Origin of the sequence: Streptomyces cinereospinus, assembly GCF_042430725.1 — a bacterium.
GTDB lineage: Bacteria > Actinomycetota > Actinomycetes > Streptomycetales > Streptomycetaceae > Streptomyces > Streptomyces cinereospinus.
Genome location: NZ_JBHMCY010000093.1, coordinates 1 through 25836 on the forward strand (window position 1 = coordinate 1; position 25836 = coordinate 25836).

Annotated in this window: 13 protein-coding genes and 1 tRNA gene; 11 read left to right on the top strand and 3 right to left on the bottom strand. The window is 72.0% G+C overall.

What is annotated here, in order from left to right; translation table 11 throughout:
- Positions 1-168 precede the first annotated feature (168 nt).
- On the top strand, positions 169-831 hold the full coding sequence (locus ACFF45_RS31750) for a DegT/DnrJ/EryC1/StrS family aminotransferase (RefSeq protein WP_381350313.1): 663 nt from the start codon (positions 169-171) through the stop codon (positions 829-831).
- Positions 832-927: 96 nt separating this feature from the next.
- Positions 928-1000: transfer RNA gene (locus ACFF45_RS31755), tRNA-Thr, on the top strand.
- Positions 1001-1056: 56 nt separating this feature from the next.
- Here the strand turns inward: ACFF45_RS31755 and ACFF45_RS31760 are convergent.
- Entirely contained in the window at positions 1057-3807 is a 2751-nt protein-coding gene (locus ACFF45_RS31760) for a SpoIIE family protein phosphatase (RefSeq protein WP_381350293.1), read from the bottom strand.
- A 414-nt stretch (positions 3808-4221) separates the two neighbouring features.
- On the opposite strand from ACFF45_RS31760, the gene ACFF45_RS31765 reads away from it, so the two are divergent.
- The 9 genes from ACFF45_RS31765 (at position 4222) to ACFF45_RS31805 (ending at position 19027) form a co-directional block, all read left to right on the top strand.
- Positions 4222-9669, top strand: a complete 5448-nt coding sequence (locus ACFF45_RS31765) for a HAMP domain-containing protein (RefSeq protein ID WP_381350294.1) — start codon at positions 4222-4224, stop codon at positions 9667-9669.
- Between the two features lie 239 nt (positions 9670-9908).
- Positions 9909-10586: a response regulator gene (locus ACFF45_RS31770; protein ID WP_381350296.1), complete on the top strand. Its 678-nt coding sequence runs from the start codon at positions 9909-9911 to the stop codon at positions 10584-10586.
- A gap of 223 nt (positions 10587-10809) precedes the next feature.
- A complete protein-coding gene (locus tag ACFF45_RS31775; RefSeq protein ID WP_381350297.1) occupies positions 10810-13575 on the top strand; it encodes a DNA translocase FtsK in 2766 nt (921 codons plus the stop codon).
- Between the two features lie 275 nt (positions 13576-13850).
- A complete protein-coding gene (locus tag ACFF45_RS31780; protein WP_381350299.1) occupies positions 13851-14699 on the top strand; it encodes a helix-turn-helix domain-containing protein in 849 nt (282 codons plus the stop codon).
- 93 nt (positions 14700-14792) lie between these two features.
- Positions 14793-16295, top strand: coding sequence for a 30S ribosomal protein S12 methylthiotransferase RimO (gene rimO / locus ACFF45_RS31785; RefSeq protein ID WP_381350301.1), 1503 nt, complete (start codon positions 14793-14795; stop codon positions 16293-16295).
- A 215-nt stretch (positions 16296-16510) separates the two neighbouring features.
- Positions 16511-17326 carry a CDP-diacylglycerol--glycerol-3-phosphate 3-phosphatidyltransferase gene (pgsA, locus tag ACFF45_RS31790; RefSeq protein WP_381350314.1) on the top strand — a complete coding sequence of 272 codons (816 nt, stop codon included), beginning with the start codon at positions 16511-16513 and terminating at the stop codon, positions 17324-17326.
- Complete coding sequence (locus ACFF45_RS31795) at positions 17323-17868, top strand: CinA family protein (protein WP_381350303.1); 546 nt, start codon at positions 17323-17325, stop codon at positions 17866-17868. Before pgsA ends, ACFF45_RS31795 begins: the two co-directional genes overlap by 4 nt.
- A gap of 109 nt (positions 17869-17977) precedes the next feature.
- Positions 17978-18358 carry a helix-turn-helix domain-containing protein gene (locus ACFF45_RS31800; RefSeq protein ID WP_381350305.1) on the top strand — a complete coding sequence of 127 codons (381 nt, stop codon included), beginning with the start codon at positions 17978-17980 and terminating at the stop codon, positions 18356-18358.
- 198 nt (positions 18359-18556) lie between these two features.
- On the top strand, positions 18557-19027 hold the full coding sequence (locus ACFF45_RS31805; RefSeq protein WP_381350307.1) for a Dps family protein: 471 nt from the start codon (positions 18557-18559) through the stop codon (positions 19025-19027).
- A gap of 673 nt (positions 19028-19700) precedes the next feature.
- Here the strand turns inward: ACFF45_RS31805 and ACFF45_RS31810 are convergent.
- Both ACFF45_RS31810 and ACFF45_RS31815 read right to left on the bottom strand, forming a co-directional pair.
- On the bottom strand, positions 19701-20618 hold the full coding sequence (locus ACFF45_RS31810) for an Fpg/Nei family DNA glycosylase (RefSeq protein WP_381350308.1): 918 nt from the start codon (positions 20616-20618) through the stop codon (positions 19701-19703).
- Between the two features lie 67 nt (positions 20619-20685).
- Complete coding sequence (locus ACFF45_RS31815) at positions 20686-25671, bottom strand: ATP-dependent helicase (protein ID WP_381350311.1); 4986 nt, start codon at positions 25669-25671, stop codon at positions 20686-20688.
- Between the last annotated feature and the right edge of the window lie 165 nt (positions 25672-25836).

Here is a 25836-nt window from a genome sequence, read left to right on the forward strand (position 1 = left end):
CAGCGCCGATGGTACTGCAGGGGGGACCCTGTGGGAGAGTAGGACACCGCCGAACGATTATTAGAGGGTTGGACCCGGAACTTCGGTTCTGGGTCCAACCCTTTTTTGTTTTGCGTCACTTGAAGTTCACGTTGCGCAACCACGATCCCGAACATGGGTACTGCTGCAATGCTCAGGGCCGCCGGCGTCGGAGTCGGTGACGAGGTCGTCGTGCCGGCCTTCGGGAACGTCGAGGTCTCCGAAGCGGTGACCCTGGCGGGGGCGCGGCCGGTCTTCGCCGACATCGACCCGGTGTCGTACTGCCTCGACGCGTCGGCGGTCGAGGCGGCCCTGACTCCGCGCACCGTCGCTGTCGTGGCCGTCCACCGATTCGGTCGGCCGGCGGATGTCGCGCGGCTGCGCGCCACGGGGCAGCGGCACGGGATCCTGGTGCTGGAGCAAGGGGAGTCCGAGGCGCCGTACGACGAGGTCGCGCAGCGTCGGCAGCGGGCCGCCTACCTGGACGCGAAGCTCAAGGGTGTGTACACGCCGGACGGCGGTGTCGGGCACACCTACCAGCAGTACGTGGTGCGCGTACCCGGGAACGGACGGCCGGACCGGGACGCGTTCGCACAGGCTCTGCGGGCCAGAGGTATCGACTGCCGGGTGCCGGTGAAGACGCCGGTGCACCGGCTCCCCGCGTTCCGGCAGTGCCTCTCCCTGCCGGAGACCGAGCGGGCCGCCGCGGAGACGCTGGCGCTGCCGGTGGACGGTGCCCTGACGAAGCGGGACATGCAGCGGATCGTGACCGCGTGCAACGCGCTGGGTGGACTGCTCCAGCCGGCGTTCTGACCGCTTTCGGCGCCGGACGGTCGTGGTTGGGAGCACGGGACTGTTCGGGGTATGATCTATTCCGTTGCCGCGAGGGAAACCTCGAAAAGGCGACCGGCCCCTATAGCTCAGTCGGCAGAGCGTCTCCATGGTAAGGAGAAGGTCAACGGTTCGATTCCGTTTGGGGGCTCCGCACAGAAGGCCTCCGCCCATTCGGGCGGGGGCCTTCTGGCTGTTCGGGGAATGTCACGCGGGGTGCAGGCCCGGGACGCGCATCGCCAGGATCGCCATGTCGTCGGACGGGGCGTCCGAGGCGAAGCGCTCCACGGCGCGCATGATGCGGGCCGCTACCGCGCCCGCCGTGAGACCGGTGCAGGTGGTGAGGACGTCGGCGAGGCCGTCGTCGCCCAGCATGCGGTTGCCCTCGCGGCGCTCGGTGACGCCGTCCGTGACGCAGAGGAGGACGTCGCCCGGGTCGAGGGTGACGGTCTGCTCGTAGAGGTCCAGGTCCTCCAGGACACCGAGGAGCGGCTGGGGTTCGGCGGCGGCTTCGACCGTGCCGTCCGGGCGCAGGCGCAGCGGTAGCGGATGGCCGGCGCAGACCACCTTCAGCTCGGCGCTGCCGTCCTCCTGCGGGCGCATCTCGCCGTACAGGAGGGTCAGGAAGCGGCTGCGGGCGCCCTCGTCGAGGATCGCGGAGTTCAGGCGCTGCAGGACGGCGGGGCCGCTGAGGCCCTCGCGGGCCAGCAGGCGCAGGGCGTGCCGGGCGAGGCCGGTGACGGCGGCCGCGTTCGGGCCCGTACCGCAGACGTCGCCGATGGCGAAGCCGTAGGCGCCGTCGTGGATGGGGAAGATGTCGTAGAAGTCGCCGCCGACCTCGTTGCCCTCGCCGGCCGCGCGGTAGATGACCTCGACCTCGACGCCCTTGATCTGGGGGAGTTCCGGGGGCAGGAGGCTGCGCTGGAGGGACTGGCTGATGGCCGTGCGTTCGGAGTAGAGGCGGGCGTTGTCCAGGGCCAGGGCCGCCCGGCGGGACAGGTCCTCGGCCAGTTCCAGGATCTCCTGGCGGAAGTGCTCGTCGGTGGGCTTGCCCAGGGTGAGCATGCCGATGACGCGGTTGCGGGCGACCAGGGGCAGCACGACCGTCTCGCCGCCGACCGCGGACGCCGTCACCAGGGTCGTACCGATGCCGGAGCTGACCGTGGCGGGTTCGCCCAGGCCCAGGCTGCGCATCGAGGTGCGCAGGGCGGCCTGGTGGGCCGTCTCGGCCGGAGCCGACCAGACGCGGGCGCCGGGGGTGGGGACCGGGTCGGGCGGGGGGATCTTCGACAGCAACGACTTGATGCCGTCGATGAGTTCCTCGTCCTCGTGCAGGACGTAGGAGAGGTAGGGCTCCGAGGCCTGGTCGGCGATCGTGTAGACGGCGCACCAGGTGGCGAGGGTCGGGACCGTCATCTGGGCCATCAGGGCGAGCGTCTGGTCGCGGTCCAGGGTGCCGGCGAGCAGGTCGGAGGCCTCGACGAGGAAGCTCAGGGAGCCGCGGCGCAGCCGTTCGAGTTCGCCGAGGCGGGCGGACTCGACGGCCAGGGCGATGCGGTCGGCGGCGAACTGCAGGCGCAGCGCCTCCTCGTTCGAGTATCTGCCGGGGGCCTCGGCGGCGACGCCGAGGGAGCCGGTGAGGCGGCCCTCGACCTTGAGGGGGACGGTGACGACCGAGCGCATGCCCGTGCCGTGGAGGAGTGGTACGGCGCCGGGGACGGCGGTGAGGTCGTCGTGGACGGCCGGCATGCGGGCCGAGCCGTAGCGGCCGGGGCCGGCCTCGACGGGGACGCGGGCGAAGCGCTGGCGGGCGGAGGGCAGGCCGGTGGAGGCGCGGACCTCCAACTCCGTCTCGTCGTCGGTGGCCAGCAGGAGGAACGCGGAGTCGCCGTCGAGCATGTCGCGTGCGCGTTCGACCGTGCGCTGGAGGAGGCCGTCGAGGTCGTCCGGGGCGGGGGAGCCGATGAACACCTCAAAGGGGTCGGTGCTCTTGCCCTCGGAGGAGGCGGCCGTGTCGGACGCCGTGATGCGCGTCGGCGTCTGCAGGACGGCCCGTTCGTGGTCGCGGACGAGCAGGCAGACCGTGGAGGGCTCGCCGGCGGTGTCGCGGACGCGCAGGTGGGAGGCGTACACGGGGACGACCCGGCCGTCGGCGTCGCGGATGCCGTAGCTGCCCTCCCAGCGGGAGAGCTGCAGCGCCTCGGCGATGCCGGTGCCGGTGCCCGGGGTGTGCGGCCAGGCGGCCAGGTCGGTGAGGGGTTTGCCGGTGACCTGTTCGCCCTGGTAGCCGAAGAGTTCCTCGGCGTCGTCGTTCCAGGCGGTGATGGAGCCGGTGCGGTCGATCTGGATGACGGCGACGCGGACGCGGCCGTCGGCCAGCGGCAGCAGGTCGGCCGGCAGGGACGGGCCGGCGGTGCGGGTGCCCACGGCGCGTTCGGGCAGGTCGAGGCGGAACCAGACCTGCTTGTGGGTGGGCGTGTAGTCGACGCCCCAGCGGCCGGCCAGGGCCGCGCACAGCTGGAGTCCGCGGCCGCCCTCGCGGTCGGGGCTGGTCATGGTGACGGCGGCGCCCTGGAGGGGGACCTCGCGCTCCGGGTAGTGGTCGGCGACCTCGATGCGGACGCCGCCGTCGAGGCGCAGGCACAGCACGTCGGCGGTGGTGCCCGCGTGGACGACGGCGTTGGTGACCAGTTCGCTGGTGAGCACGACGGCGTCGTCGACGATGTCGGCGCAGCCCCAGCCCTGGAGGGTGTCGCGGACGAAGGAGCGCGCGGAGGCGACCGACCGTCCGACGGGCTCGAAGCTGGCGGCCGCGCGCGCGGTGATCACGGAACTCCTCGACCTGCTCTCGACGTGCTGGGCTGCGGGGCCGACCGGCTCGCCGCGCGTCTGCGACGGCAGGCCGCTCGTCGGCTGGGGGTCCGGGGGCTGCTCCCCCGGGATCAGTCCGGTGGTCATGTGTGCGGCCGCCCCTCCGATGCCCGCTCGTTCTCGTGCCACCGCCCAGGCCGGACGGGACCGGTGCGGCTGGACAGCCGCATGCAAGGTTACTTACCTTCGCGGTTCACGCGGATGCCGGTCTGCAGTGTTTCCGTCCGGAGGGTGTGCGGACGGTGTGCGAAGCTGCCGAACGGTTATGGCCTGGTTCAGCCGGGGTGAAACACTGGGCAGGCTTCTTGGTGGAGACCGGACAGGGCGAGTGCGACGTGTGTGCGGCGGGCAGCAGCCCTGGTGCGGTCCGGTGCCTCCTGGTGAGATGGACGGCTGGTGGTACCGGCCGGGCTCGCGCGGGGAGTGAGCGGGAGCAGTCGGTACGCCGAGCAGTCGGAGCCGAGCACAGCAGTAATGGTCGACCCTTGCGGGAGGGACACAGTGGAGTCTGGCGCAGCGACGCGGGGCACGAGGCCGCGCGCGAAGGGCGGACAGTCCCCGAGCAACCGGAGTGGGACCACTGAGGTGGACACGGCTGCCCTGAACCGGCTGCTGGCCGCGCTGGTCTCGATGCGGGACGGCAACTTCCGCAAGCGGCTGACGGTGTCCGGGGACGGGGTGATGGCGGAGATCGCCGCCGTCTTCAACGAGGTCGCCGACCGCAATCTGCACCTCACGGGCCAGCTGTCCCGGGTGCGGCGTGTCGTGGGACGTGAGGGCAAGCTCACCGAGCGGCTGGAGACGGGGGCCTGCGAGGGGTCCTGGGCGGCCGCCATCGACGCCTCGAACGCCCTGGTCGACGATCTCGTCTGGCCGGTGTCCGAGGTCAGCCGGGTGCTGTTCGCGGTGGCCGAGGGTGATCTGTCGCCGCGGATGGAGCTGCGGACGAACGCCCCGGACGGCACTGGGCATCCGCTGCGCGGGGAGTTCCTGAAGGTCGGGCGGACCGTCAACAACCTGGTCGACCAGTTGTCGACGTTCACCGACGAGGTCACGCGCGTGGCGGGCGAGGTGGGCACCGAGGGCAAGCTGGGCGGGCAGGCCCAGGTGCGCGGCATGTCCGGCTCGTGGAAGGACCTGACGGAGTCCGTCAACACGATGGCGGACCGGCTGACCGCCCAGGTGCGGGACATCGCGCTGGTGACGACGGCGGTCGCGAAGGGCGACCTGTCCCGGAAGGTCACGGTCCATGTGGCCGGCGAGATGCTGGAGCTGAAGGAAACCGTCAACACGATGGTGGACCAGCTCTCCGCGTTCTCCTCCGAGGTGACCCGGGTGGCGCGCGAGGTGGGCACCGAGGGCGAGCTCGGCGGTCAGGCGCAGGTGCCCGGGGTGGCCGGGGTGTGGAAGGAGCTCACCGACTCCGTCAACACCATGGCCGGCAACCTCACCGCCCAGGTGCGCGGGATCGCCGAGGTGACGACCGCGGTCGCCAACGGCGATCTGTCGCGCAAGGTGACCGTGCAGGCGCGCGGTGAGGTGGCGCAGCTGGCCGAGACGATCAACCAGATGACCGAGACGTTGCGGATCTTCGCGGACGAGGTCACCCGGGTGGCCAACGAGGTCGGCGCGGAGGGGCGGCTCGGCGGGCAGGCGAACGTGCCGGGTGCCGCGGGCACCTGGAAGGACCTGACCGACTCCGTCAACACCGTGTTCCGCAACCTGACCATCCAGGTGCGCGACATCGCAGCCGTGACGACGGCGGTCGCCAATGGTGACCTCTCGCAGAAGGTCACCGTGGACGTGGCCGGCGAGATGCTGGAGCTGAAGAACACCGTCAACGGCATGGTGGACCAGCTGTCGGCGTTCGGTTCCGAGGTCACGCGGGTGGCGCGGGAGATCGGCCACGAGGGTGAGCTCGGCGGCCAGGCGCAGGTGCCGGGTGCCGCGGGGACCTGGAAGGACCTGACCGACTCCGTCAACACGGCGTTCCGCAACCTCACCGGTCAGGTGCGGAACATCGCCCAGGTGACGACGGCGGTCGCCAATGGTGACCTCTCGCAGAAGGTCACCGTGGACGTGTCCGGTGAGATGCTCCAGCTGAAGAACACCGTGAACACGATGGTGGACCAGCTGTCGTCGTTCGCCGACCAGGTCACGACGATGGCCCGGGAGGTCGGCACCGAGGGGCGGCTGGGCGGCCAGGCGCGCGTGGACGGCGTGTCGGGCACCTGGAAGGAGCTGACCGACTCGGTCAACTCCATCACCGGCAACCTGACCGCGCAGGTGCGGCAGATCGCGCAGGTGACGACGGCGGTGGCGCGCGGTGACCTGTCGCAGAAGATCACCGTGGACGCGCGCGGGGAGATCCTGGAGCTGAAGAACACCGTCAACACGATGGTCGACCAGCTCTCCGCCTTCGCCGACCAGGTGACCCTGGTCGCCCGTGAGGTGGGTACGGAGGGCCGCCTCGGCGGTCAGGCCCAGGTGCCCGGCGTGGCCGGTGTGTGGCGTGACCTGACCGACTCCGTGAACGGCATGGCCGGCAACCTGACCGCGCAGGTGCGGCAGATCGCGCAGGTCGCGACGGCGGTGGCGCGCGGTGACCTGTCGCAGAAGATCACCGTGGACGCGCGCGGGGAGATCCTGGAGCTGAAGAACACCCTCAACACGATGGTGGACCAGCTGTCGTCGTTCGCCGAGGAGGTCACCAGGGTGGCCCGCGAGGTGGGCACCGAGGGCAAGCTGGGCGGCCAGGCCGAGGTGCAGGGCGTCTCCGGCACCTGGAAGGACCTCACCCAGTCCGTCAACTTCATGGCGAACAACCTCACCGTGCAGGTGCGCAGCATCGCCCACGTCACCACCGCCGTCGCCAAGGGCGACCTCTCGAAGAAGATCACCGTCGACGCCAAGGGCGAGATCCTGGAGCTCGTCACCACCGTCAACACCATGGTCGACCAGCTGTCGTCCTTCGCCGACCAGGTGACCCGGGTGGCGCGCGAGGTGGGCACCGAGGGCATTCTGGGCGGCCAGGCGCACGTGCCGGGCGTGACCGGCATCTGGAAGGACCTCAGCGACAACGTCAACCTGATGGCCAAGAACCTGACCGTCCAGGTGCGCAACATCTCCCAGGTGGCCGCGGCGGTCGCCAACGGTGACCTGACGCGGACGGTGACGATCGAGGCGCGCGGTGAGGTGGCGCAGCTCGCCGACACCTTCAACACCATGGTGAAGACGCTCAGCTCGTTCGCCGAGCAGGTCACCAAGGTGGCCCGCGAGGTGGGTACGGACGGCATCCTCGGTGGTCAGGCGCATGTACCGGGTGTGGCCGGCACCTGGAAGGACCTCACCGAATCGGTGAACCAGATGGCGTCCAACCTGACCGGTCAGGTGCGCAACATCGCCATGGTGACGACGGCCATCGCCAAGGGCGACCTGACGAAGAAGATCGACATCGACGCGCGCGGGGAGATCCTCGAACTCAAGACGACCATCAACACGATGGTCGACCAGCTGTCCTCGTTCGCCGAGGAGGTCACGCGCGTGGCCCGTGAGGTGGGTACGGAGGGCCAGCTCGGCGGCCAGGCCCGCGTGCGGGACGTCGACGGCACCTGGCGGGACCTGACGGAGTCCGTGAACGAGATGGCCGGGAACCTGACCCGGCAGGTGCGGGCCATCGCGCGCGTGGCGACCGCGGTGACCCGCGGTGACCTGAACCTGAAGATCGACGTGGACGCCTCCGGCGAGATCCAGGAGCTTCAGGACTACATCAACAAGATGATCGCCAACCTGCGCGACACCACGATCGCCAACAAGGAGCAGGACTGGCTCAAGGGCAACCTCGCCCGGATCTCCGCGCTGATGCAGGGCCGGCGGGACCTGGAGGACGTGGCCTCGCTGATCATGAGCGAGCTGACGCCGGTGGTCTCCGCGCAGCACGGCGCGTTCTTCGTGGCGCTGTCGTCGGCCGACACGGCGGGCAGGGACGAGTCGTACGAGCTGCGCATGCTGGGCTCGTACGGCTATTCGATGGGGTCCATGCCGACGTCGTTCCGGCCCGGCGAGGCGCTGGTCGGCACGGCCGCCGAGGAGAAGCGCACGATCCTCGTGGAGAACGCGCCCAGCGGCTATCTGAAGATCTCCTCCGGCCTCGGCGAGGCGCCGCCCGCCCAGGTGATCGTGCTGCCGGTGCTGTTCGAGGGCAAGGTGCTCGGCGTGATCGAGCTGGCCTCGTTCACGCCGTTCACGCAGATCCAGAAGGACTTCCTCAACCAGATCGCCGAGATGATCGCGACCAGCGTCAACACCATCTCCGTCAACACCAAGACGGAGGTGCTGCTGAAGCAGTCGCAGGAGCTGACCGAGCAACTGCGCGAGCGCTCCGCGGAGTTGGAGAACCGGCAGAAGGCCCTCCAGGCGTCCAACGCCGAACTGGAGGAGAAGGCCGAGCTGCTGGCCCAGCAGAACCGCGACATCGAGGTGAAGAACACCGAGATCGAGGAGGCCCGGCAGGTCCTGGAGGAGCGCGCCGAGCAGCTCGCCGTGTCGATGCGCTACAAGAGCGAGTTCCTCGCGAACATGTCGCACGAGCTGCGTACGCCGCTGAACTCGCTGCTCATCCTGGCCAAGCTGCTGGCCGACAACGCGGACGGCAACCTCACGCCGAAGCAGGTGGAGTTCGCCGAGACGATCCACGGGGCCGGCTCCGACCTGCTCCAGCTGATCAACGACATCCTGGACCTGTCGAAGGTCGAGGCGGGCAAGATGGACGTCTCACCGACGCGGATCGCGCTCGTCCAGCTCGTGGACTACGTGGAGGCCACCTTCCGGCCGCTGACCGCGGAGAAGGGCCTGGACCTGTCCGTGCGGGTCTCCCCGGAGCTGCCCGCCACGCTGCACACCGACGAGCAGCGGCTGCTGCAGGTGCTGCGCAACCTGCTGTCGAACGCGGTGAAGTTCACCGACTCGGGCTCGGTGGAGCTGGTCATCCGGCCCGCGCGCGACGACGTGCCGCGGGCGATCCGGGAGCAACTGCTGGAGACCGGGTCGCTGACCGACGCGGACGCCGCGCTGATCGCGTTCTCGGTGACCGACACCGGGATCGGCATCGCGGCCAGCAAGATGCGGGTGATCTTCGAGGCGTTCAAGCAGGCGGACGGCACCACCAGCCGCAAGTACGGCGGTACGGGCCTGGGCCTGTCCATCTCGCGGGAGATCGCCCAGCTCCTCGGCGGTGAGATCCACGCGCAGAGCGAGCCGGGCCGCGGCTCGACCTTCACGCTGTACCTGCCGCTGCACCCGAGTGAACTGCCGCCGCACGGCTACCAGCAGCCCGTGCCCAGCGCCCCGGCCGCCGCCCGGCTGACCGAGGCCTGGCCGGAGCTGTCCGAGGTGGCGGTGGAGACGCCGGCCGAGGTGAAGTCGTACCACGAGACGCAGAACGGTGCGGCCGCGCTCTTCCGGCGGCGCCGCAAGAACACGCCCCTGACCCGGCACCACCGGGCGCTGCCGCAGGAGCCGTGGCAGGCCGGTGAGGCGGAGCCGGAGACGCACCCGCGCGCGGGCGTGCGGTTCGGGGGTGAGAAGGTGTTGATCGTCGACGACGACATCCGCAACGTCTTCGCGCTCACCAGCGTCCTGGAGCAGCACGGGCTGTCGGTGCTGTACGCCGAGAACGGTCGCGAGGGCATCGAGGTGCTGGAGCAGCACGACGACGTGGCGGTCGTCCTCATGGACATCATGATGCCCGAGATGGACGGGTACGCCACGACCACGGCGATTCGCCGGATGCCGCAGTTCGCCGGGCTGCCGATCATCGCGCTGACGGCCAAGGCGATGAAGGGCGACCGGGAGAAGGCGATCGAGTCGGGCGCGTCCGACTACGTGACGAAGCCGGTCGACCCCGACCATCTGCTGGCGGTGATGGAGCAGTGGATGCAGGGCGAATGAACGGTGGATGTCCGCGGGAAGTTGTTGACTCCGCGTGTGCGTAGCCGTGTAGAAGCGCGGGATCCGGGGAACCTTCTGGACCTCTGCCGCGTTTCTGCTATGTGCACAGTGACATCGCGGTGACAGGGTGTGGCGACAGGCGGGGTGCGGCTACGATGACCGGCACGAGGATGGGCGGCGCAACGGAGTCGTCCCACGGGGCGGCGCCCGGTGCACTGCCGGGGCGAGGAGGGCGGGCCATGGTGCAGAAGGCCAAGATCCTCCTGGTCGATGACCGGCCGGAGAATCTGCTGGCGCTGGAGGCGATCCTCTCCGCGCTCGATCAGACGCTGGTGCGGGCATCGTCCGGGGAGGAAGCGCTCAAAGCACTGCTCACGGACGACTTCGCGGTCATTCTGCTGGACGTCCAGATGCCGGGGATGGACGGTTTCGAGACGGCCGCGCACATCAAGCGGCGGGAGCGCACCCGGGACATCCCGATCATCTTCCTCACCGCGATCAACCACGGCCCGCACCACACCTTCCGCGGGTACGCGGCCGGGGCGGTGGACTACATCTCCAAGCCGTTCGACCCGTGGGTGCTGCGGGCGAAGGTCTCCGTCTTCGTCGAGCTGTACATGAAGAACTGCCAGCTGCGCGAGCAGGCGGCGCTGCTGCGCCTCCAGTTGGAGGGCGGCGGCAAGGACGCGGTCGGCGGCAAGGAGCCCGCCGGGCTGCTCGCCGAGCTGTCGGCGCGCCTCGCGGCCGTCGAGGAGCAGGCCGAGGCGCTCTCCAAGCAGCTCGACGACGAGTCGGCGGACGCGGCGGCGGTGGCCACGGCGGCTCATCTGGAACGCAAGCTCACCGGGTTGCGGCGGGCACTGGACGCCCTGGAGCCGGGCGCCGGCGGGGCTCCCTCGGTGCCGTCGCAGAACTGACCGCGAGTCGGGCGCAGTTGTCCGTCCCGAGCGTCCCGGAGTGCACCGGGCCGCCGTCGTGCCACGGACTTTCCCCACCGGACGTCCGGCGCCGCGTGACCGGAGTCCGGGCCGCCGACCCCCGTGACCTCACGTCAGTTCGGTGCCCAGGCAAGGACGACACGAACGGGTGAAGCAGTGGGCACACGTGTCCCCTGTCGTCTCCACCGGTAACCTCACACCCATGGCCTCACGTCCCTCCGCAGCCAAGAAGCAGCCCGCCAAGAAGGCTGCCGCTCCCGTGAAGGCCCCGGCGAAGAAGGCCGCCGCGAAGAAGGCACCCGCGAAGAAGCCACCCGCCAGGAAGGCCGCGGTCAAGAAGGCCCCGCCCAGGCCGGCGCCGAGCCCCACCGGGGGCGTCTACCGGCTCGTCCGCGCGATCTGGCTCGGCCTGGCGCACGCCGTCGGCGCCGTCTTCCGCGGCATAGGGCAGGGGGCCAGGAACCTCGACCCGGCGCACCGCAAGGACGGCGTCGCGCTGCTGCTGCTCGCCCTCGCGCTGATCGTCGCGGCGGGCACCTGGTCCAGCCTGCGCGGCCCCGTCGGCGACCTGGTCGAGATACTCGTCACCGGCGCCTTCGGCCGGCTGGACCTGCTCGTGCCGATCCTGCTCGCGGTCGTCGCGGTGCGCTTCATCCGGCACCCCGAGCAGCCCGAGGCCAACGGCCGGATCGTCATCGGCCTGTCCGCGCTCCTCATCGGGGTGCTCGGCCAGGTGCACGTCGCCTGCGGCTCGCCCGCCCGCAGCGCCGGCATGCAGGCCATACGGGACGCCGGCGGCCTCGTCGGCTGGGGCGCGGCGACCCCGTTGACGTACGCGCTGAGCGAGGTGCTCGCCGTACCGCTGCTGGTGCTGCTGACGATCTTCGGGCTGCTGGTCGTCACGGCCACCCCCGTCAACGCCATCCCGCAGCGGCTGCGGCTGCTCGGTGTCCGGCTCGGGCTCGTCCGGGACGCGGAGGAGTACGCGCAGGGGTACGCGGAGGACCTCACCGACGACGACGAGCGGTACGACGAGCAGTGGCGCGAGGCGCTCCCCGCCCGGCCCCGCCGACGCGGGCCGGCCCCGCGGCCGTACGACCCCGAGGGCGCCGAGCAGGAGGCGCTCACGCGGCGGCGCGGCCGCCCCGGACGCCCGTCCGTGCCGCAGTCCGAGCGGGGGCGGCGGCAGGACGCCGTGGACGTCGCCGCGGCCGCGGCCGCCGCGCTCGACGGCGCCGTGCTGCACGGCATGCCGCCCTCGCCGGTGGTCGCCGACCTCACCCAGGGGGTCAGCGTGGGCGACCGCGGGGAGACCACGCCGACGCCGACGCCGACGCCGACGCCCGCGCCGTTGCCGGCCGCGCGGCCCGAGCCGGAGAAGCTCCCCGAGCCGGAGCCCAGGGCCGAGCTCGCGGTGCCCGACCTGACCAAGAGACCGGCCGCCGAGCCGCGCGACCTGCCGCCGCGCGCCGAGCAGCTCCAGTTGTCCGGCGACATCACCTACGCCCTGCCCTCGCTGGACCTGCTCCGGCGCGGCGGCCCCGGCAAGGCCCGCAGCGCCGCCAACGACGCCGTCGTCGACGCGCTGCGCACCGTCTTCACCGAGTTCAAGGTGGACGCCGACGTCACGGGCTTCACCCGGGGGCCGACGGTCACCCGCTACGAGGTCACCCTCGGCCCCGCCGTCAAGGTCGAGCGGATCACCGCGCTGACCAAGAACATCGCGTACGCCGTCGCCAGCCCTGACGTGCGGATCATCAGCCCCATCCCCGGCAAGTCCGCGGTCGGCATCGAGATCCCGAACACCGACCGGGAGATGGTCAACCTCGGTGACGTGCTGCGCCTGGCGGAGTCCGCGGAGGACGACAACCCGATGCTGGTCGCCTTCGGCAAGGACGTCGAGGGCGGTTACGTGATGGACTCGCTGGCGAAGATGCCGCACATGCTGGTCGCCGGAGCCACCGGTTCCGGCAAGTCGTCCTGCATCAACTGCCTGATCACCTCGATCATGATGCGGGCGACCCCGGAGGACGTCCGGATGATCCTGGTCGACCCCAAGCGCGTCGAGCTCACCGCCTACGAGGGCATCCCGCACCTGATCACGCCGATCATCACCAACCCGAAGCGGGCCGCCGAGGCGCTGCAGTGGGTGGTGCGGGAAATGGACCTGCGCTACGACGACCTGGCGGCCTACGGCTACCGGCACATCGACGACTTCAACCGCGCCGTGCGCGAGGGCAGGGCCAAGCCGCCCGAGGGCAGCGAGCGGGAGCTGCAGCCGTACCCCTACCTGCTGGTGATCGTCGACGAGCTCGCCGACCTGATGATGGTGGCGCCGCGGGACGTCGAGGACGCGATCGTGCGCATCACGCAGCTCGCGCGCGCGGCCGGCATCCACCTGGTGCTCGCCACCCAGCGGCCGTCGGTGGACGTCGTCACCGGCCTGATCAAGGCGAACGTGCCGTCGCGGCTGGCGTTCGCCACCTCCTCGCTGGCGGACTCGCGGGTCATCCTGGACCAGCCCGGCGCCGAGAAGCTGATCGGCAAGGGCGACGGGCTGTTCCTGCCGATGGGCGCGAACAAACCCACGCGTATGCAGGGCGCGTTCGTGACCGAGGAGGAGGTCGCGGCCGTCGTCCAGCACTGCAAGGACCAGATGGCGCCGGTCTTCCGGGACGACGTCACCGTCGGCAGCAAGCAGAAGAAGGAGATCGACGAGGACATCGGCGACGACCTCGACCTGCTGTGCCAGGCGGCCGAGCTGGTCGTCTCCACCCAGTTCGGGTCGACCTCCATGCTCCAGCGCAAGTTGCGCGTCGGCTTCGCCAAGGCCGGGCGGCTGATGGACCTGATGGAGTCACGGAACATCGTGGGGCCGAGCGAGGGCTCCAAGGCACGTGATGTTCTTGTGAAACCCGATGAGCTGGATGGCGTGCTGGCCGTCATCCGTGGGGAGTCTGAAGGGTAGGCAAGCGGGTCACGCTCGTCGGCTCGCCGCACGGCGTTGTTCGATCGTGACTCACCCGTAAGGGATCATTGAGCAACCGTTCTCCCATGACGCACGTCAAGTTGAGGGAAGCGACAATCACTCGCCTCACCATGCGTCAAGCACCACACCCGGCGACGAGACCCGAGACCATTCCGATGGCGTACAAAGTCCGTCCGCCGGGTTGCCCCACCCTTTTGCACCCCCCCTAGACTGAACCTCCAGCACAGGTGGCTACACGCTCGAAAGGCGCCCCCGTGTCCATCGGCAACTCCCCTGAAGACGAGCGTCCGTTCGAAGACGTAGAAGGCGTATCCGAGGAAGTCCGCCCCTCCATCGGCCGTGCTCTCCAGCAGGCGCGGATCGCCGCCGGGCTGACCGTCGACGACGTCAGTACCGCCACCCGGGTCCGTATCACCATCGTGCACGCCATCGAGGCGGACGACTTCGCGCCGTGCGGCGGCGACGTGTACGCGCGCGGGCACATCAGGACCCTGGCCAAGCACGTCCACCTGGATCCGGACCCGCTCCTCGAACAGTACGACGCCGAGCGCGGCGGGCGTCCCGCGCCGACGCCGGCGGCGCCGCTGTTCGAGGCCGAACGCATCCGTCCGGAGCGGCGCGGGCCCAACTGGACCGCGGCCATGGTGGCCGCGATCGTCGCCGTGATCGGCTTCGCCGGGTTCACCCTGTTCAAGGGGGACTCCGAGGCCGGTTCCAAGGCGTCGGTCGCCGAGGGTACCAAGCCCTCGGCCGGCGGGTCCGCCTCCTCGTCGGCCGACGCGCCCAAGCCCACCGACTCCAAGCCCGACCCCACCGAGAGCGCCATCGCGGCCGCGCCCCGGGACAAGGTCACCGTCCAGGTCAGCGCCGTCGACGGCCGCAGCTGGATCTCCGCCAAGGACCACAACGGCCGGCTCCTCTTCGACGGCCTGCTCAAGCAGGGCCAGTCCAAGACCTTCCAGGACAGTTCCCAGATCAACCTGGTGCTGGGTGACGCGGGGGCCATCCAGCTGTACGTGAACGGCAAGAAGATCGAGGACGACTTCCAGCCCGGCGCCGTGGAGCGGCTGACGTACACGAAGGGCGACCCGCAGGTCGGGTGAGCGGCTCCCGGGCCGGGTGACGTGGACGGGGCCGGCCGAGACGGCCAACCCCGTCGACGTGGGGTGTCAGCGGGACGAAGTAGTCTTGAGCCCATGCCTGAACGCCGTACCGTCGCACTCGTCACCCTTGGCTGCGCCCGTAACGAGGTGGACTCGGAGGAGCTCGCAGGCCGTTTGGAGGCGGACGGCTGGGAGCTCGTCGAGGACGCCGAGGAAGCGGACGTCGCCGTCGTGAACACGTGCGGTTTCGTCGACGCCGCCAAGAAGGACTCCGTCGACGCCCTCCTGGAGGCCAATGACCTCAAGGGGCACGGCAGAACCCAGGCCGTGGTGGCGGTGGGCTGCATGGCCGAGCGGTACGGCAAGGAACTCGCCGAGGCGCTCCCCGAGGCCGACGGCGTGCTCGGCTTCGACGACTACGCCGACATCTCCGACCGGCTGCAGACCATCCTGAACGGCGGCATCCACGCCGCGCACACCCCGCGCGACCGGCGCAAGCTGCTGCCGATCAGCCCGGCCGAGCGGCAGTCGGCGGCCGACGTGGCGCTGCCGGGCCACGGTGCTCCCACGGACCTGCCGGAGGGCCTCGCCCCGGCCTCCGGCCCGCGCGCGCCGCTGCGGCGCCGGCTGGACGGCAGCCCCGTCGCCTCGGTCAAGCTGGCCTCCGGCTGCGACCGGCGCTGCTCCTTCTGCGCCATCCCGTCCTTCCGCGGCTCCTTCATCTCGCGCCGCCCCGGCGACGTGCTGAACGAGACGCGGTGGCTGGCCGAACAGGGGGTGAAGGAGATCATGCTGGTCTCCGAGAACAACACCTCCTACGGCAAGGACCTCGGCGACATCCGGCTGCTGGAGTCGCTGCTGCCGGAGCTGGCGGAGGTGGACGGCATCGAGCGGGTGCGCGTCAGCTATCTCCAGCCCGCCGAGATGCGGCCCGGCCTGATCGACGTCCTGACCTCGACGCCGAAGGTCGCGCCCTACTTCGACCTGTCGTTCCAGCACTCCGCGCCGGGCGTGCTGCGCGCGATGCGCCGGTTCGGCGACACCGACCGGTTCCTGGAACTGCTCGACACCATCCGGAGCAAGGCGCCCGAGGCGGGCGTGCGGTCCAACTTCATCGTGGGCTTCCCCGGCGAGACCGAGGCCGACCTGGCCGAGCTGGAGCGCTTCCTGAACGGGGCGCGGCTGGACGCGATCGGCGTCTTCGGCTACTCCGACGAGGAGGGCACCGAAGCGGCGACCTACGACAACAAGCTCGACGAGGACGTCGTCGCCGAGCGGCTCGCCCACATCTCGCAGCTCGCGGAGGAACTGGTCTCGCAGCGGGCCGAGGAGCGGGTCGGGCAGACCGTGCGGGTGCTGGTGGAGTCGGTGGGCGGCGAGGACGGTACCCATGGCCGGGCGGCGCACCAGGCGCCGGAGACGGACGGCCAGGTACTGCTCAGCGGTGGCGCGGGCGGCGAGGCACTGAGCGTCGGCCGTATCGTCGAGGCGAAGGTGGTCGGTACGGAAGGCGTCGACCTGGTGGCCGAGCCGCCGGCCGTGTTGGTGAGTGCCGCCGGCGACGGCCGGGCCGGCAGTGAGGAGGCGGGCAGATGACCGGAGTACCGGCGTCCGCCGCGGGTGGCCCCGCCCGGGGGAACGGCACGGCCGCGGCCTCCCAGGAGGCCTCCTCGAACAGGTCTCCGCTGACGGAGGGTGCCGCGCAGGGCACGGGGGTGTCCGGCGGTGCGGGCGCCTCCGGGGTCCGGGCCGTGGGTGCGGGTGTTTCCGGGGCCGGGGCCACGGCTGTGAGCGGCTCCGGGTCCGGTGTCGTGGAGGTTCCCGCGAGGGGTGTCGCCGGTGTGGGCGACTCCGCGGGCGGGGCTGCGGGTGCGGGCGGCTCCCGGGGCGGCGTCCCTGGTGAGAGTGGCTTCGGGAGCGGGGCTCCCGGTGTGCGGGGCTCGGAGGCGGGTGGCGCCGGGGTTTCCGTGACTGGCGTCGGGGTTCCCGTGGGTGAGAAGCCGGCACGTGGGAAGAAGATCGCGGCCGCGGCGGTGAACCAGGCCAGCGTCTGGAACATCGCCAATTTCCTGACCATGCTCCGGTTGTTCCTGGTCCCCGGCTTCGTCGCGCTGATGCTGGCCGACGGCGGCTACGACCCGGCGTGGCGCTCGCTCGCCTGGGCGGCCTTCGCCGTCGCCATGATCACCGACCTGTTCGACGGCCACCTGGCGCGTACCTACAACCTCGTCACCGACTTCGGGAAGATCGCCGACCCGATAGCCGACAAGGCGATCATGGGTGCGGCGCTGGTCTGCCTGTCGGCGCTGGGTGATCTGCCCTGGTGGGTGACGGCGGTGATCCTCGGGCGGGAACTCGGGATCACCCTGCTGCGTTTTCTGGTCATTCGCTACGGCGTCATCCCCGCGAGCCGCGGCGGGAAGCTGAAGACCCTCACCCAGGGCGTGGCCGTGGGGATGTACGTGCTGGCGCTCACGGGCTGGCTGGCCACCCTGCGGTTCTGGGTGATGGCCGCCGCGGTCGTACTGACCGTGGCGACCGGGCTCGACTATGTGAGACAGGCCATTGTGCTGCGCAGGCGGGGAATCGCCGAACGCAGGGCCGCGTTGGAGGAGACGAAAGCGTGAGTTCCCCGGCCACCGAGGTGGTGCGACTACTCACCGTGAGAGGTGAGACCGTCGCCGTGGCCGAGTCACTGACGGGTGGCCTGGTAGCGGCGGAGCTGACCGGGGTCCCCGGCGCGTCCCAGGCCTTCCGGGGGTCGGTGACGGCGTACGCGACCGAACTCAAGCATCGGCTGCTCGGCGTGGACGCCACCCTGCTGGCTCAGTGCGGAGCGGTGGATCCCCAGGTCGCGGCCGAGATGGCGGCCGGTGTGCGGAAGGCGCTGGGCGCCGACTGGGGCATCGCGACCACCGGTGTCGCCGGTCCGGACCCCCAGGACGGACAGCCCGTCGGGACCGTTTTCGTCGCGGTGGACGGGCCGTTCGGACCGGGTCCCGGTTCTGCCGGTGGCGGAAAAGTGGAAGCGCTGAGGTTGAACGGTCGGCGGGCGGAAATTCGTATGGAGAGTGTACGGAGCGTACTCGCACTCCTTCTGAGGGAGCTTGCGAGCGAACAGACTGGGAATGAGCGGGCACAGGATACGGAACGGAACGGGGGGTTTTGATGTTTGCAGCCCTGAGTGAACACGACATCGCTCCCCGCACGGCCGCAGCGCGAGGCGGTACGGTGGGGCGTGAAGGATGCGGCTACGCGGTCCGAGGAGGGAGCCACCGATGATTCTGCTCCGTCGCCTGCTGGGTGACGTGCTGCGTCGGCAGCGCCAGCGCCAGGGCCGTACTCTGCGCGAAGTCTCCTCGTCCGCCCGAGTCTCACTCGGCTATCTCTCCGAGGTGGAGCGGGGGCAGAAGGAGGCTTCCTCCGAGCTGCTCTCCGCCATCTGCGACGCGCTGGACGTACGGATGTCCGAGCTCATGCGGGAAGTGAGCGACGAGCTCGCGCTCGCCGAACTGGCCCAGTCCGCAGCGGCCACCCCCCGTGAGCCTGTGCCCACGCCGGTTCGTCCGATGCTGGGTTCCGTGTCGGTGGCCGGTGTGCCACCGGAACGGGTGACCATCAAGGCGCCCTCCGAGACGGTGGACGTGGTCGCCGCGTGAGCTGAGTCGCGCGGCGCGTGTATGAGGCCCCGGCCGGGGCTTCTCCGGGGAGACCCGGGGGAGTGTGGTCGGGGTTTTCGCGTGTCCGGGTTCTGCGACGGATCCCGGGGCTGGTGGGGTTCCGTTTTGGGTGCGTTTGCCGGTCTCGGGTGGCGCGGTCATCGTGGAGGACATGACGGGCGAGCCAACGGAGGTGCGATGTACGTCGTGAAGAGCCCGCTGTCCGACGCCGATCTGAAGACCGTTGCCGAGGCCTTGCAGGGTGCCCTCGTCGACCTGATCGACCTCGGCCTGGTGGCCAAGCAAGTTCACTGGAACGTGGTGGGACCCCGCTTCCGCACCGTGCACCTTCAGCTCGATGAGGTCGTGGCCAGTGCGCGCACCCACTCCGACACGGTCGCCGAGCGGGCCTCGGCGCTGGGCGTCTCACCCGACGGGCGTGCCTCGACGGTGGCGGTGGGCAGCGGTATCGCCGCGACGGCCGGCGGCTGGATCAGGGACGCGGACGCCGTCGAGGCACTCGTGAACGCCCTGGGGGCGGTGATCGGAGGGATGCGGGAGCGGGTGCGGGCGACGGGGGAGGCGGATCCGGTCTCGCAGGACCTGCTGATCGGAATCACCGCGGATCTGGAGAAGCACCACTGGATGTTCCAGGCCGAGAACGGCTGACCCGGGGCGGGCCGGGGCGGGCCTCGGCGCCGGGCGGGTGGGGTGTCGGTGGGCGGCCCTGGTTGGGCGCTGGTGCGGGTGGTCGGCGCCGGAGGGCGCGTGGTGGCGCCGGGTGTGTGCGTACCGAAGGCTGTGACGGCCGGCGGTGGCGGCCGGGGCGTGCGGTTGCCACCGCTTGATCCGGGTGCCCCTGATTCCCACGGCGTGGACGAGAGGTGCGCCCCTGTGCCGCTGGTGCGCCCTCCCGTGGTGGGAGGGCACGTGACTAGCGTCGTCCCGGAAAGAGGGCGCCGCTGTCTGGCGTCGAGCGGGAGGTGACGGCCATGGCGGGGCGAACAGTGCGCTGCGGGGCCGCCCTGGGACTCGGCGCCGTGTGGTGGTGGGCCGTGCTGCGGCTGGTGACGGCGCCGGATGCGGGGGCGCTGGAAGGGGTGGTCGCGGCCGGGGGGTGGGGGCTGAGCGTGTTGCCGGTGCACTGTGTGCCAGGGGGGCGTGCGGCGGGCTCGCTCGGGAAAGCGGTGTGGCGGGCGGTCTGGGGGGCCGCCGCCAAGGGGGCGCCGCGCCCCCGCCCGGAGGGAGGGCCTGGGCCGTCCTGAGAGGCGGACACAGGGACGTCGGTGCGGCGGTTGGTCCAAGAGCGGGGGGCGTCCTGGGCGGTGCCGACAGCCGCCGGTCAGGGGGGTGCGCCTGGGGGACGTCGATGAGCCGGGCGTGGTGGGATCTCGTCGGGGCGGGCGTTGTCGTGGGGGCCGGCTGAGACGTGGTGCCGGTCCTCACCGGCGCGGTAAGTGCCGGGGGACGGTGCCGGGCCGGTCTGGCAGTGCGGGCACCAGTAGGTGGGGCGTTCGCGGGAGCCGTCGCCCTGGTCGGCGACGCGGACGGCGGTGCGGCAGCGCAGACACGGGCGGGGCGCGCGGCCGTACACGAACAGGTCCTGGCCCCGGCGGCCTGTCGTGCTGCGGATCGGACGGTCGCGGTTGACCTCCAGCAGCCGCTTCGCGAGGAGCGGGAGCTTGGCGGCGCGGTCGGCGGGGAGGGCGCCGACCGGGAGCCAGGGGGTGGTGCCGAGCAGGAAGCAGAGCTCGCTCTTGAAGACGTTGCCGATGCCGGCGAGATTGCGCTGGTCGAGCAGGGCCTCGCCGAGGGGGCGGGCGGGGTTGCCGAGCAGGTTGGCCAGCGCCCGGTCCGGGTCCCAGTCCGGGCCCAGCAGGTCGGGGCCGAGGTGGCCGACGACTCGGTCCTCTTCGGTGGTGCGGAGCAGTTCCAGGACGGGGAGGCGGTAGCCGACGGCGGTGTGGTCGGCATTGCCGAGGACCGCGCGGATCTGGTGAGCCGGGCCGCCGCTCCAGCGTGCGCCGGTCGCGAACACCTTCCAGGTGCCGTCCATCCTGAGGTGCGAGTGGAGGGTCAGGCCGCCTTCGATGCGGGTGAGGAGGTGTTTGCCGCGGGGGGTGACGTCCAGCACGGTGCGGCCGGTGAGGTCGGCCGTCGCGAACCTCGGGACGCGGAGGTCGGAGTGCGTCAGGACCTCGCCGGCGAGGGCGGTGTGCAGGCGCCTCGCGGATTGCCAGACCGTGTCTCCTTCGGGCATGCGTTCAGGGTTGCACGTTCCCGGGGTCCCGGAGTCCGGGGTTCGGCTCCGAGGTGTCCGTCATGGCTCACGCCCGCAGGCGCAGGCCTCTGGGGGTGGCGACGAAGCCCGCTGCCTCCAGCAGGGTGCCCACGGGCGACGTGAGGGCGGCGGCGCCGTTGATGCGCTCCACGGTGACCGTGCCCAGGGCGCCCGCGCGGGCCGCCTCCGCGAGGGCCTCGGCGGCGGGGCCCAGCCGCGGGTCGTCGGTGGGGCCGCCGTCCGGGGTGGCGGGCCAGGCCAGGAGGGTCTTGCCGCCGCGCTCCATGTAGAGGGCCGGCTCGCCGTCGACCAGGACGATCAGGGAACCCGCCTTGCGGCCCGGCTTGTGGCCGGCGCCGGCCGGTGGCTCCGGCCAGGGCAGGGCGGCGCCGTACGCGTTCGCCGGGTCGGCCGCGGCCAGGACGACGGCGCGGGAGGCGGGGGCACGGCGATCGGGGCGGGCCGGTGAGCCCGGGGCGCGGCCGCCGTTCTGCCACGGGGGCGCGGGGGTGCGGCCGCCGTTCTGCCAGGTGGGTGCCTGGGGAGCGGCGTCGGCGTGATCCCTCGGGGACGCGTACTCGCCCGGCGCCGGGTGGGCGAGCGGAGTGTCGCCGTCCGGGGTGTCGAACGCCTCGTCGTCCCGGTAGGCGTGGTCGTCGAACGGGCCGAGAGCCTCGGCGGGCGAGAAGAAGCCCTCGGACGAGCCGGTCGTGCCGTTGTCGAACGTGCCGCTGCCGGCGGGGAAGCCGGCGCCGTACCCGAAGGCCGGGTCGGGCAGGCCGTCGCCGCGATCACGGGCGTTGGCCACGGCTCGGAGCCGGTCGACGGCACCGTCCATCGCGAACTGTGCGGCACCGAGGCCCTCCACCACATAGCCGCGCCGCGCCTGACCGCTCTCCTCGAAGGCGGACAGGATGCGGTACGTCGCCGAGAACCCGCCCTCGACGCCCTCCGCGGCGACCGCGCCCCGGGTCACCACGCCGTGCCGGTCGAGCAGGGTGCGGGCCAGGGCGTGGGCGCGGACGGTCGGATCGGGTTCGTGGGCCGGCAGCAGGGACCAGCGGCCGGCGACCGTGGGCGGGCCGCTGCGGGACGCCGTACGGGCGGCGGCGGTCAGCGAGCCGTACCGGCCGCGCGGGACCGTGCGCTTGGCGCGGTGGGCCGTGGCCCCCGCGGTGCGGCCCGAGCCGAGCAGGGAGCGCAGCGGGGCGAGGGTGTCGTTGGTCAGCCGTCCGGACCAGGCCAGGTCCCACAGGGCGTCGGCCAGTTGCGGGTCGGTGGCCTCGGGGTGCGTGGTGGCGCGCACTTGGTCGGCGATCTGGCGGAAGAACAGGCCGTAGCCGCCGGAGAGGGTGTGCAGGACGGACTCGTGGAGGGCCGTCAGCTCCAGGGGGTGCGGGGATGGCAGCAGCAGGGGGGCCGCGTCCGCCATGTACAAGGACACCCAGCCGTCCTTGCCGGGGAGCGCGCCCGCCCCGGCCCACACCACCTCGCCGGCGGCCGTCAGCTCGTCGAGCATCGCCGGGGTGTAGTGGGCGACACGGGACGGCAGGACCAGCTTCTCCAGGGCGGAGGCGGGCACCGAGGCGCCCTGCAACTGCTCGACGGCGCGCACCAGCCCGTCGATGCCGCGCAGCGAGTGGCCCCGGCCGATGTGCTGCCACTGCGGGAGGAACTGGGCCAGCGCGGCCGGCGGGACCGGCTCCAGCTCGTGCCGCAGTGCGGCCAGGGAGCGGCGGCGCAGCCGGCGCAGGACTGCCGCGTCGCACCACTCCTGGCCGATGCCGGCCGGGTGGAACTCGCCCTGGACGACCCGGCCCGATGCCGCGAGCCGTTGCAGGGCGCCCTCGGTGACCGCCACGCCCAGGCCGAAGCGGGCGGCGGCCGTGGCCGACGTGAAGGGGCCGTGGGTGCGGGCGTGGCGCGCGAGGAGGTCGCCCAGCGGGTCCTTCACCGGCTCCATGAAGGCTTCCGGGACGCCGACCGGCAGGGCCGTGCCGAGTGCGTCGCGCAGGCGGCCCGCGTCCTCGATCGCCGCCCAGTGCCCGGCGCCGGCGATCCGGACCCGGATCGCGCGACGGGCCCCGGCCAGTTCCTCCGCCCACTGCGGCTCGGCGCCCCGTTCGGCCAGCTCGGCAGCGGTGAGCGGGCCGAGCAGCCGGAGCAGGTCGGCGACGCCTTCCGCGTCCTTCACGCGGCGGTCCGCGGTGAGCCACTGCAGCTCTCGCTCCAGCTCGGTCAGCACCTCGGCGTCGAGCAGCTCGCGCAGTTCCGCCTGGCCGAGCAGTTCGGCGAGCAGGCGCGAGTCCAGCGACAGGGCGGCGGCGCGGCGCTCGGCGAGCGGCGAGTCCCCCTCGTACAGGAACTGGGCGACGTACCCGAAGAGGAGCGAGCGGGCGAAGGGGGACGGCTCGGGGGTGGTGACCTCGACCAGGCGGACCTTGCGGGACTCCAGGTCGCCCATCAGCTCGACCAGGCCGGGCACGTCGAAGACGTCCTGGAGGCATTCGCGGACCGCCTCCAGGATGATCGGGAACGAGCCGAACTCGCCCGCCACCTGGAGCAGCTGGGAGGCGCGCTGGCGCTGCTGCCACAGGGGGGTGCGCCTGCCCGGGCTGCGGCGCGGCAGCAACAGCGCGCGGGCCGCGCACTCGCGGAACCGGGACGCGAACAGGGCCGAGCCGCCGACCTGGTCGGTGACGACCTGGTCGACCTCGCCCTTGTCGAAGACGACGTCCGCCGCGCCGACGGGGGCCCTCTCGGCGTCGTACTCCGCGCCCGGCTTCATCGGTTCCTGGTCCAGCAGGTCCAGGCCCATCAGGTCGGCGTCGGGCAGGCGCAGCACGATGCCGTCGTCGGCGTGCATGACCTGGGCGTCCATGCCGTACCGCTCGGACAGGCGGGCGCCGAGCGCGAGCGCCCACGGGGCGTGCACCTGGGCGCCGAAGGGGGAGTGGACGACGACCCGCCAGTCGCCGAGTTCGTCGCGGAAGCGTTCGACGACGATGGTGCGGTCGTCGGGGACGTGCCCGCAGGCCTCGCGCTGTTCGGCGAGGTAGGACAGCACGTTGTCGGCGGCCCAGGCGTCGAGGCCCGCGGCGAGCAGGCGCAGACGGGCGTCCTCCGTGCCGAGGGAGCCGACCTCGCGCAGGAACGCGCCCACCGCGCGGCCCAGTTCCAGCGGGCGGCCGAGCTGGTCGCCCTTCCAGAAGGGGAGGCGGCCCGGGACTCCGGGCGCGGGCGAGACCAGGACCCGGTCGCGGGTGATGTCCTCGATGCGCCAGGAGCTGGTGCCGAGCGTGAAGACGTCTCCGACGCGGGACTCGTAGACCATCTCCTCGTCCAGCTCGCCGACCCGGCCGCCGCCCTTCTTGGGGTCGGCGCCGGCCAGGAACACACCGAACAGTCCGCGGTCGGGGATGGTGCCGCCGGAGGTGACGGCGAGGCGCTGCGCGCCGGGGCGGCCGGTGATCGTGCCCGTCACCCGGTCCCACACCACGCGCGGGCGCAGCTCCGCGAACGCGTCGGACGGGTAGCGGCCGGCCAGCATGTCCAGGACCGCGGTGAACGCCGACTCGGGGAGCGAGGCGAAGGGGGCGGCGCGGCGGATCAGGGCGAGCAGGTCGTCGACCTGCCAGGTGTCCATCGCCGTCATCGCGACGAGCTGCTGGGCCAGCACGTCGAGCGGGTTGGCGGGGACCTTCAGGGACTCGATCGCGCCCGTGCGCATCCGCTCGGTGACCACGGCCGCCTGGACCAGGTCGCCGCGGTACTTCGGGAACACGACGCCGGTGGAGACCGCGCCGACCTGGTGGCCCGCGCGGCCGACGCGCTGGAGGCCGGAGGCCACGGACGGCGGGGACTCCACCTGGACGACGAGGTCCACCGCGCCCATGTCGATGCCCAGCTCCAGGCTGGAGGTGGCGACGACGGCCGGGAGGCGGCCCGCCTTGAGGTCCTCCTCGACGAGGGCGCGCTGCTCCTTGGAGACCGAGCCGTGGTGGGCGCGGGCGAGGACGGGCGGGGCGCCCTGGGCGGCGCCGGAGCCGCCCATGAGCTCGGCCGGGGCGTGGTGGTCGTCCAGGGGTTCGCCGGTCGCCCGCTCGTAGGCGATCTCGTTGAGGCGGTTGCAGAGGCGCTCCGCGAGGCGGCGGGAGTTGGCGAAGACGATGGTGGAGCGGTGAGACTGGACGAGGTCGGCGATGCGTTCCTCGACGTGCGGCCAGATGGACGGGCGGTCCCCGCCCTCGGGGCCGGTGTCGGTGGCCGGGGAGGCACCCAGTTCAGCCATGTCCTCCACCGGGACCACGACGGAGAGGTCGAACTCCTTGCCGGACTCCGGCTGGACGGTCTCCACCCTGCGGCGGGGGGAGAGGAAACGGGCGACCTCGTCCACCGGGCGGACGGTGGCGGAGAGGCCGATGCGGCGGGCCGGCTTCGGCAGGAGCTCGTCCAGGCGTTCCAGGGTGAGCGCGAGGTGGGCACCGCGCTTGGTGCCGGCGACGGCGTGCACCTCGTCCAGGATGACCGTCTCCACGCCGGTCAGGGCCTCACGGGTGGCGGACGTGAGCATGAGGAACAGGGACTCGGGGGTGGTGATCAGGATGTCCGGGGGGCGGGTGGACAGGGCCCGGCGCTCCGCGGCCGGGGTGTCGCCGGAGCGGATGCCCACCTTGACGTCGGGCTCGGGCAGGCCCAGGCGGACGGATTCGTGGCGGATGCCGGTGAGGGGGCTGCGGAGGTTGCGCTCCACGTCGACGGCGAGGGCCTTCAGGGGGGAGACGTAGAGGACTCGGCAGCGTTTCCTGGGGTCGGCGGGGTGGGGGGTGGAGGTGAGCTGGTCCAGGGCGGCGAGGAAGGCGGCGAGGGTCTTGCCGGAGCCGGTGGGGGCGACGACGAGGACGTCCGAGCCTTCGCGGATGGCCCGCCAGGCGCCTGCCTGGGCGGGGGTGGGCGCGGAGAAGGCCCCCGTGAACCAGCCGCGGGTCGCGGGGGAGAAGCCGTCCAGGGCTCGGTGCGTGGAGCTCGCCATGCGTCCATCCTGCACCTCGGCTCTGACAATGGGGCTGAGCTGCGGGTTCTGGGGTGGGGTGTCCGTGGGCGCAGCTGTGCGGGCGGGTGCCTGCGGCGGCCTGTGCGGGGGGTGCGTGGTTGCTGTGGCGCTGTCTGCCGGTGGGTGGGTCGGGGCCGTGCCGGG